Source organism: Syntrophorhabdaceae bacterium (assembly GCA_028698615.1).
Classification (GTDB): Bacteria; Desulfobacterota; Syntrophorhabdia; order Syntrophorhabdales; family Syntrophorhabdaceae; genus Delta-02.
In genome coordinates this window covers 37,133-46,188 of sequence record JAQVWF010000019.1, presented here as the reverse complement: position 1 = coordinate 46,188, position 9,056 = coordinate 37,133, and the positions used below count along the sequence as shown (strand labels likewise).

The following is a 9,056-nucleotide window of genomic DNA, read 5'->3' as shown; positions in this document are numbered from 1 at the left end:
GACCATCCCGGGCTTTTTGACATCACCCCGTCGTTGTGCTAAGAAATTACCCATGTACGTCAACTGGGAAGGGAAAGATTACGTCTTCGAGAAACCGATGCTCGTCTCCCGGCTTTTGCAGGAACTCAAGGTCAGCGCGGAAGGCCACCTCGTTGTCGCAAACAACCGGCTTGTCACCGAGGACCACCGGCTCGACGCCGATGACAGCGTGAAGGTTATACGGGTTGTATCGGGCGGATGAAATGCAGGGTGTGCGGACAGACGGCGAGCATCAGCCTGCGGTCCCACAAGACCGCCTTTTGTGACACACATTTCCTCACTTTTTTTGAAAAAAGAGTAAACACAACCATCCGGCGCTACAGACTCATCGGAGATGGTGACCGTCCCGTGGTGGCCGTATCCGGAGGCAAGGATTCCCTGTCCCTCTGGGTTTTTCTGACGAGGATGGGTATCACGGCTGACGGCGTCTATGTTGACCTCGGCATAGGCGACTATTCCCGCGTGTCGCTGGAAAAGATCAAGGCCGTCGCCGACAGGATCGGCAGGAAGGTCCATATCTTTCACGTTCCCGACGTCTTCGGCAGGGGTATCAGCGAGGTGGCGAAAGGGTTGCGGCGGGTTCCGTGCTCGGCGTGTGGAATGATAAAGCGGTATGTGATGAACAAAGTATGCATGGACAAGGGCTACAACCTTCTGCTGACAGGACACAATCTTGATGATGAGGCTGCAGCTCTCTTCGGGAACGTTCTCTACTGGAAGAAGGAGTACCTCTGGCGAAAGGACATTGTTCTCGACGCGAAGGACGGGCACCTGTCAAGGAAGGCCAAGCCGTTCTTCTTATGCTCGGAGCGCGAGGTGGCCGCTTACGCCGTTATCTCCGGCATCGATTATATATATGAGGAATGCCCGTTCTCGAAAGGGGCCAAGACGATCACGTACAAGGGCATCCTGGGCAGCCTTGAGGAGGTTTCTCCGGGAACCAAGCTCATGTTCGTGAAGGGATACCTGAAGGAGCTTCGGGAAATGAAGGAGATGCGGCAAGACGACGGCGAGGCCGCCGCGGGCTTTGAAGCCCAATTCTGTCCCGTCTGCGGATATCCTTCCGGCGGCGGTGAATGCGGTTTTTGCCGGACCCTTCAGAAGTTTGAGCTTCCCTACTCGGCCCGGTTCGAGGAGTACGGCTGATATCAATTGACAGTAGCGGGTGCCGGTGACATAATTCGGGTATAAAAATGATAGACAGATTGTCGCAGCTTATCTTCAATATCTACGAGGCTTTTACCGTCGCCCTGTATGTGAGGGAAAAGGATTCCCTCAATTGCCTGTCTTCCGTCACCTTTGCCAGGAGCTTTGACGAGAGGAAGAGCATCTCCGTTGAGGGGACTCTTCCCGGCTGGGTGATGAAGCATGGCGCTCCGCTTATCATACCCAATTTTGACAGGGACGAAGAGGCGCTGGGCTATTACGGAGCCAGCGAGGGGATCAAGTCCTTCATGGGATATCCCGTTGACACGAAGGGTGTCATCATCGTCGACAGCAAGAAGAAATATGTCTTTACCGACAAGGAGAAGAAGATACTTGGCGCCTTCGCTTCTCTCATCCACCAGGAGATCGAGCAGGAAAAGAAGGCCCTTCATACCGAAGAAGCAATTGAAGAGCTTTATGCGGAGAGACGGATCCTGAACCTTCTCTCGGCTCTCAATACGGCGAAGGTCTCGACGGTCGACGTGCTCGAGGAGATCCTGGGCCTTTCGGGAGGGACCTTCTGCTTCATCGGCACGGAGAAGAAGGGACGCCTCGTCATCCAGGATGTTGCCGGCATCGCCGATGGCGACGCCATCAAAAAAGAATGTCACAGAGGGGAAAGCATTGCTTCCGTGGTCCTCGAGGGCGGCAGGGAACTCCTTCTTCCCCATGGCAGCGCTTACCTGCGGGAAAAGCCGCTCTTCTTTCCCAACGAACCGCTGAAAGCGCGACAATTCTTCGGCTTTCCCCTTATTACCGAGGACACGACCTTTGGGGTCATAGGCTTTGTCTCCCTCAATGAAACGGAGTTGAATGAAAGGGCCATCGGCGCGTTGAGAAATCTTTCCTGTCTCCTCTCGCTCTATTTCACAGCCCAGTGGATGCGCGAGCACCTGGACAGGATACGCGATTTCGATCCCGTCACGGGCGCGGTGCAGTTTCCCGTCTTCCTGAACGCCGTCGAGAAGATGGCACTGAAGAACGAGCGGTTCTCCATTCTTTGCGTCAAGCTCGGGAATATGGTCCTTTACAACAGGAAAATGGGCGCCGAGGGTACGAACGACCTGTTGAGGAGGATCTGTCAGGTCATCCGCTATTGCGCCGGGGGCAAGGCGTTTGTGGCCCGCAAGAACGGCGGCCGTTTCTTCGTTCTTCTCAAGGGCGGAGAGACCTTTGAGACGAGGAACATGATGAAGCTCCTTTACCATGCGGTAGGTAAAAGCCTTGCAGAGCAAGGGCTCTCGGCGGGAGCGGGTATGATCGAGCTTGGCACGGTCAGCTTTCCCGACGATTCGCCGGACATCTGGGAGCTTTTCGACAGGATAGAAGAGAAGAAGATACGAAAATTCATAGAATAAAAAGGAGGAAGGGGGATGGGTTTCTTTAGAAAATTGTTCGGGATGTTTTCCACGCAGCTTGCCATGGACCTCGGCACCGCCAACACCCTGATATACATGAAGGGAGAAGGCATCGTTCTCAATCAGCCTTCCGTCGTTGCCATTGACAATAATTCGGGGAAGGTTATCGCCGTCGGCAGGGAGGCAAAGGAATACATCGGCAGGACGCCCCCCAATATCAGCGCCATACGACCCCTCAAGGACGGGGTCATCGCGGATTTCGATGTGGCGAAGGCGATGATCAAGTATTTTCTCAAGGTCGTGAGCAATGAGCGAAAAGTGTCGAAACCCAGGATGGTCGTCGGCGTTCCTTCGGGTATCACCCAGGTGGAGAAGAAGGCTGTTATCGATGCCTGTTTCCAGGTGGGCATCCGTGACGTCCATCTCATCGAGGAACCCATGGCGGCATCCATCGGCGCGGGCATGCCCATAGAACTGCCCAGGGGCAACATGATAATCGACATCGGCGGCGGCACGACAGAGGTGGCCATCATCAGCCTTTCCGCTGTCGCATACAGTGAATCCCTCAGGGTTGCGGGCGACGAACTCGACGAGGCCATAGTCCGCTATCTCCAGAAGAAACACCAGCTTGCAATAGGGGTCATCGCTGCCGAAAAGATCAAGATAGAAGGCGCCTCAGCCTTTCCCGTAGATTCCCTGAGCGACTCGATAAACGTTGTCGGAAAGGACCTGCTCACGAGTATACCCCGGAGCATAAAGATATCCAAGGAAGAGGTCCGCGAGGCCATCGAAGAACCCGTTTCGGCCATCCTCGATTCCGTCAGAAGGGCTCTCGAAAAACTTCCCGCCGAATTTGTATCCGACCTCAATGAGACGGGCATTGTGCTGACGGGAGGAGGAGCGCTTCTGAAAGGACTTGGCCAGCGGATCGAGAATGAGACCGGGATAAACGTGATAGTTGCCGAGGACCCGCTCGTATCGGTGACCATGGGCTGCGGCAAGGCCCTGGAAGATTTACCGAAGTACAAGAAGGTCTTTATAAACTAACCTGAAACCTGAAACTGTTTTTAGTATTCCGAGATTGCCCACTCCTCGTACCGTGCCCCGTCGAGTTCGGCGAGGAAGCGGGAGGGGCGCATGATGATGTGGCCGGCCTGGCGGTCGAAGGCGAGGATGGGGTAGCACAGATAGAGTTCATCCATGGCCCGCGTCGATGCCACGTAAAAGAGGCGTCTCTCCTCCTCGATGGCCCCTTCTTCCACCGCCCTGGGATTGGGGAACCTTCCTTCCGCACACCAGATGATGAAGACAATCCGCCATTCAAGGCCCTTGGCCTGGTGTATGGTGCTCAGTATGACCCGATCATCGTCGGATTCGCCCGCTGCCACGACCTCTTCGCCGGCCAGGCCGCTCATGAGGGAAAGCTCGGCCAGAAACGTTTCCAGCGAGTGATACCTTGTCGAGAAGTTGATAAGCTGTCCCAGGTCCTCGAGGCGGGCCTCGTAGTTGGGATAGGTGAACTTGAGGTACTCGATGTAGCCGTGCTTGAGGACGGCGGAGATCATGTCCCCCGGGGCCTCGTCGCCCATCAGATTCTTCAATTCACTGAAAAGCTCCGACCATGCCTCGATGTTCTCCTTTTTGATGCCCTTGAACTTGTCGGCGATCCTGCCTGAGATAAGGGGATCAAAGGGGTCGCCCTGTTCCTTGATGTATGCATATATATGGTCGGCGGTCTTTTTGCCGATGCGGGGAAAGATCCTGAACATCCGCTTCCACGATATCTCGTCATCGGGGTTCGACATGACGCGCAGGAATGAGACGACGTCCTTGATATGGGCCTGTTCAAAGAACCTGAGCCCGCTTCGGATCTCGAAGGGGATGCCGCGGCGGGTCAGTTCCATCTGCACTTCCATCGAATGATAGTGGGCGCGGTACAGGACCGATATGCGGTCGAGAGGGACACCCTCGTCGGAGAGTTCCAGTATCCGCTGGGCCACGAATTCGGCCTGTTGTATAACGTCCCTCGACGGCGCCACGACAGGGACCACACCGCTCTCCTTGACGCTGCACAGCGTCTTCTCGAACTGGTTCATGTTGAAGGAGATGGAGTTGTTTGCGAGGTCGAGGATCTCCGGCGTGCTGCGGTAGTTTGTTACCAGTTTGTGCACCTTCGCTTCCGCGTAGCGTTTCGGGAAATCGAGGATGTTCTGGAAATTGGCCCCCCGGAAGGAATATATGCTCTGGGCGTCGTCGCCGACGACCATGACGTTGCGGTTGATCAGCCCCATGAAATCTATGATCTCCGACTGGATGCGGTTGGTGTCCTGGTATTCGTCGACAAGGATGTGGCGAAAGGTCATCGCATAGAGCCTGCGCAATTCCTCGTCCTCGGCCAGTATCCTGTGCCAGAATAGCAGGAGGTCGTCGAAGTCCATGGCGTTCGTTTCCCTCTTCTTGTCGGTATAGATCTTGTGTATCGCCATCATTTCATCGGCAAGGTCATAGAAGAAGGGGTTTCGTTCCCGGATGGCACGGTCGACGGTCTGCATAGTGTTGGCGGCGTAGCTGAAGAGCTCCTTCACAACCCCGCCCCTGGGGAACATCCTGCTCTTCGTATCGATCCCCGATTCCTTGACGGCGAGTTCCACGACATCCTTGGCGTCCTCGTTGTCGAGAATGCTGAAGCTCCTGCGGTAGCCAACGCGCTCGGCGTGCTGGCGCAGGACGAGGTTGCCGATGTGGTGGAAGGTGCCGCCCCAGATATAGCGGGTGTCCATCTTCACGAGATGTTCGACGCGATGGAGCATTTCCCGGGCGGCCTTGTTCGTAAAGGTCAAAAGCAATATGCCCCCCGGCGGGATGCCCCTCTCCAGAAGATGCGCCACCCGGTAGGTGACGACTCTGGTCTTCCCGCTTCCTGCACCGGCGATGACCAGGATAGGTCCATCAGCGCTGAGGACCACGCCCTGCTGTTCCTCGTTAAGTTCACGGGAATAGTCGATGACCGTTTTGACGGGGGAGACATCGCGGTGGATGGTATATTTTTTCATAGGGTTACATTATGCCCCTGCCGAATGGGGCATGTCAAGCCGCCGAGGCGGGGCGATGTCAGGGGACAGAAGAGTTTTTCTCGGTGATTTTTTTGGTTTTTTTTGGTAGACTCAGGGAAACTTCGTGTCCGATCATTAATCACGCAAAGGAGGATTTATCATGCGTATCGTATTATTGGGAGCGCCGGGAGCCGGCAAGGGTACAGTTGCGAAATCGTTGACGGAATTTGACGGATCGGTGCAGATCTCCACCGGGGACATTTTGCGCAACGCCGTAAAGGCGGGATCCGAACTGGGCAAGAAGGCGAAGGGTTATATGGAACGGGGCGAGCTCGTGCCCGACGACCTCATCATGGACATCATGGAAGTTCGGATGAAGGAACCCGATTGCCAGAAAGGTTTTCTCCTCGACGGTTTTCCAAGGACAATCCCCCAGGCGGAAGCATTGAGGAAGCTTCTCGAGAAGATCGGGATAAAGCTCGACGCCGCCATCAATCTCGATGTCCCGACGGATGTCATCCTCGACAGACTGACCACGAGACGGACATGCTCCAACCCCGATTGCCAGGAGATCTACAACATAAAGAGCAAGCCGCCAAAAGCCGACGGGACCTGTTTCAAGTGCGGTTCCCCCGCAGTTCAGCGCGCCGACGAAACGGAGGAAGCCATCAAGCAGAGACTGGCCACATATAACGAAAAGACCGCTCCTCTCATCGATTTTTACAAGAAGGAAGGCCTCTTGAAGGTCATCAGCTCGTTGAGCAGCCAGGAGATCGTGGAAGAAGTCAAGACGGCGGTGAAGAAGTAAATAATAACCTATAACCTGCGTCTATCATGCTCTTCGGGATCTCCGCATACTTTCTCACCAACAATAGTCTCAGCGGTGTGATCGATAGTATCCTCACAGCGGGGATCAGGGTCGTCGAGCTTTCCTATGAGCCTCCCCACCTCTTTTCGCTGGATGGTGAGATGATAGGAAAGGTGCGGCGGCTTGCAGGGGAGGGCGTCGGTTTTTCCATGCACGGCCCCTTTCTGGAGATCAACCCGGGGAGCTACCTCGATGAGATACGCAACGTCTCACGGGAGCGGCTGCTGGCCGCCGTGCGGCTCTCGGCCGAAATAGGCGCTGATCCCGTTGTCGTCCATCCGGGATACTCCTTTTTTCGGAAGCTGAAGGAATTCGACAGCGGGCTTCAGGCCCGGTTCATCGAGGATCTGGCAACCGTTGCGGAAGAGGCACGGTCCTGCGGCGTAAGGATCGCACTGGAGAACGTCTTCATGTCTTACTTCTATTTCCAGGAACTGGGCGAGTTCGGCGCGATCAATGCCGCAGTGCCCGGAATAGGGGTCACCCTCGACATCGGCCACGCCTACATTTCAAAATGCGCGGCAAAGCATCCCGATCCTGAAGGCGGGATCATCGATGATGTCCGCCGCATGGGCATAGAGAACCTCTTCCACGTCCATCTGCACAACAACGACGGCAGCCGCGACGACCACGGCTTTGTGAAGGGTTCAATAGACATGGGAAGGGTCCTGCGGGGTCTGAAGGGACTCGGTTACAGAGATAAAGTGGTCATCGAAACGCTGGACATAGAGCGTTTTGGTTTTGCCCCGGTTATGGAAAAACTGAGAGAAATAGCACTCTGACAAGCTGTCGCCCGTCAGGGACCCAAGATCTCAAGCACCACCTTGTTCCTGTGAATTGCACTGGTCAGGAAAAGCCTTCACAATCTCAGGCTCGATGAGATCATGGTCTTGAGGATGTCTATCGATAGTCCCCGAAAGTCACAATCCAGGGGCCGTTCCCGGCACATTTGTTCACTATGGAAAACATGCGATTCCATACCATTATTTGTCATTCCCCTGCAAGGCCTTAACTGTGGCCAATTACTTGATATCAGGGGGGTTTTGCCTTTGTGATTTTTATTGACAAAGGAAAGGAGAAAAAGATATAAGAAAGTGAAATTAGTAACAATATCAAAATCAGGGGGTACAGGGATGTTAAAAGAGTCGTTGATAAGCGAATTTCAAAAGATTGTCGGTAAAGACAATGTACTCACCGCACCTGAAGCGCTCAAAGCCTATTCGTACGACGGAACCACAAGTTGGGTGAAAGAACCGGATCTCGTTGTTTTTCCCACCACTACGGACGAAGTATCGCGGATAATGAAACTCGCCAATGCCGAGAAAGTACCCGTCACCCCGAGGGGCGGCGGCACAAACGTCAGCGGCGGGTCGGTTCCCTGGCATGGCGGCGTTGTCCTGGCTATGACCAGAATGAACAAGATCATCAAGATCGATAAAGAAAATCTCACCGCCACCGTCGAACCTGGTGTTGTGCTCCAGGATCTGACTCTTCGGCTCATGAAAGACGGCCTCTTTTTCCCGCCCGATCCCCAGAGCTTTTTAGGCGCGACCATGGGTGGCATCATATCCGAGAACGCCGGGGGTCCTGCCTGTGTAAAGTATGGTGTGACAAAGCAGTATATTCTGGGTATCGAAGTTGTCCTCCCCACAGGCGAGGTTGTGCATCTCGGCGGCAGGACACTGAAGAATGTTGTTGGTTATGATCTTCTTCATATTTTCATCAGCGCTGAAGGGACTCTCGGAGTTATCACCAGTGCGGAACTGAAACTGAATCCCGTGCCTCTTGCAAGGAAAACACTCTGCGTGGTCTATGACGATGTGGCCGTCGCCGGCGAAAGCGTCTACCATGTTCTCGAGAATGGTGTGATCCCCGACAAGATCGAGCTTATTGACAACTGGGTCATCAACAGGATCGAAGAAATGATGCCCATCGGTTTGCCGAAAGACGCTGATGCCTGTCTGCTCTTCGAGGTTGATGGTATTCCCGAAGCCGTTGAGAAAGAAGCGGAGAAGATCGCCGAGATCACCAAGAAATATGGCGCCAAAGAGGTTCGCGTGGCAAAGGATGCCGATGACGCCAATAAGTACTGGATGGCCCGTCGTGCAGGTTTCGCGGCCGTTTTTGGAAAAGCGAAGACAGTTTTCGCCGAGGATGTCACGGTGCCCCGTGGGAATATTCCCAAACTCATCAACAGATGCAAGGAACTTGCCAAACAGTATAATCTCGAGATCGTTGTTCTCGGTCATGCAGGAGACGGGAACCTTCATCCGGCGATCCTTACCGACATTAACAATAAAGAACATTATGAACGTGCCCTGAAGGCCATGGACGCTATCATTGAAGGCGCGGTGGAGTTCGGTGGCGTACTCTCCGGCGAACACGGGATCGGTCTTGAGAAACAGAAATTCATGAAGAAGGTCACAGAGCCGGCCGTAATAGATATGATGAAGAACATCAAGGCCCTCATCGACCCGAACAACATCATGAACCCGGGCAAGATCTGGGAGTAGTCCATAAAGGGGGTTGCGA

The 9,056-nt window shown here is 54.4% G+C and carries 8 protein-coding genes; 7 read left to right on the top strand and 1 reads right to left on the bottom strand.

Annotated elements, in window-relative coordinates:
• The 4 genes from PHC90_08515 to PHC90_08500 all read left to right on the top strand — a co-directional run.
• On the top strand, nucleotides 1–241 hold a 241-nt coding region (locus PHC90_08515; protein ID MDD3846390.1), incomplete at its 5' end, for a MoaD/ThiS family protein.
• Nucleotides 238–1,185, top strand: a complete 948-nt coding sequence (locus PHC90_08510; protein ID MDD3846389.1) for an ATP-binding protein — start codon at nucleotides 238–240, stop codon at nucleotides 1,183–1,185. The genes PHC90_08515 and PHC90_08510, both read left to right, overlap by 4 nt.
• 47 nt (nucleotides 1,186–1,232) lie before the next feature.
• Nucleotides 1,233–2,603 carry a GAF domain-containing protein gene (locus tag PHC90_08505; protein ID MDD3846388.1) on the top strand — a complete coding sequence of 457 codons (1,371 nt, stop codon included), beginning with the start codon at nucleotides 1,233–1,235 and terminating at the stop codon, nucleotides 2,601–2,603.
• A 15-nt stretch (nucleotides 2,604–2,618) separates the two neighbouring features.
• On the top strand, nucleotides 2,619–3,650 hold the full coding sequence (locus tag PHC90_08500) for a rod shape-determining protein (GenBank protein MDD3846387.1): 1,032 nt from the start codon (nucleotides 2,619–2,621) through the stop codon (nucleotides 3,648–3,650).
• A 20-nt stretch (nucleotides 3,651–3,670) separates the two neighbouring features.
• Here the strand turns inward: PHC90_08500 and PHC90_08495 are convergent, their stop codons facing one another.
• Nucleotides 3,671–5,656: an ATP-dependent helicase gene (locus tag PHC90_08495; GenBank protein ID MDD3846386.1), complete on the bottom strand. Its 1,986-nt coding sequence runs from the start codon at nucleotides 5,654–5,656 to the stop codon at nucleotides 3,671–3,673.
• Nucleotides 5,657–5,816: 160 nt separating this feature from the next.
• Between PHC90_08495 and PHC90_08490 the strand changes: the two genes are divergently transcribed.
• From PHC90_08490 to PHC90_08480, 3 genes are all read left to right on the top strand, one after another.
• Nucleotides 5,817–6,464, top strand: a complete 648-nt coding sequence (locus tag PHC90_08490; GenBank protein MDD3846385.1) for an adenylate kinase — start codon at nucleotides 5,817–5,819, stop codon at nucleotides 6,462–6,464.
• 26 nt (nucleotides 6,465–6,490) lie between these two features.
• On the top strand, nucleotides 6,491–7,306 hold the full coding sequence (locus PHC90_08485; GenBank protein MDD3846384.1) for a sugar phosphate isomerase/epimerase: 816 nt from the start codon (nucleotides 6,491–6,493) through the stop codon (nucleotides 7,304–7,306).
• 351 nt (nucleotides 7,307–7,657) lie between these two features.
• A complete protein-coding gene (locus tag PHC90_08480; protein MDD3846383.1) occupies nucleotides 7,658–9,037 on the top strand; it encodes an FAD-linked oxidase C-terminal domain-containing protein in 1,380 nt (459 codons plus the stop codon).
• The last annotated feature ends 19 nt before the right edge of the window (nucleotides 9,038–9,056 follow it).

What these genes read in the sequence shown, in the direction of transcription:
- PHC90_08500 (MDD3846387.1), top strand. Translation starts at nt 2,619, where the DNA reads ATGGGTTTCTTTAGAAAATTGTTCGGGATGTTTTCCACGCAGCTTGCC.
- PHC90_08495 (MDD3846386.1), bottom strand. Translation starts at nt 5,656, where the DNA reads ATGAAAAAATATACCATCCACCGCGATGTCTCCCCCGTCAAAACGGTC.
- PHC90_08485 (MDD3846384.1), top strand. Translation starts at nt 6,491, where the DNA reads ATGCTCTTCGGGATCTCCGCATACTTTCTCACCAACAATAGTCTCAGC.
- PHC90_08510 (MDD3846389.1), top strand. Translation starts at nt 238, where the DNA reads ATGAAATGCAGGGTGTGCGGACAGACGGCGAGCATCAGCCTGCGGTCC.
- PHC90_08490 (MDD3846385.1), top strand. Translation starts at nt 5,817, where the DNA reads ATGCGTATCGTATTATTGGGAGCGCCGGGAGCCGGCAAGGGTACAGTT.
- PHC90_08480 (MDD3846383.1), top strand. Translation starts at nt 7,658, where the DNA reads ATGTTAAAAGAGTCGTTGATAAGCGAATTTCAAAAGATTGTCGGTAAA.
- PHC90_08505 (MDD3846388.1), top strand. Translation starts at nt 1,233, where the DNA reads ATGATAGACAGATTGTCGCAGCTTATCTTCAATATCTACGAGGCTTTT.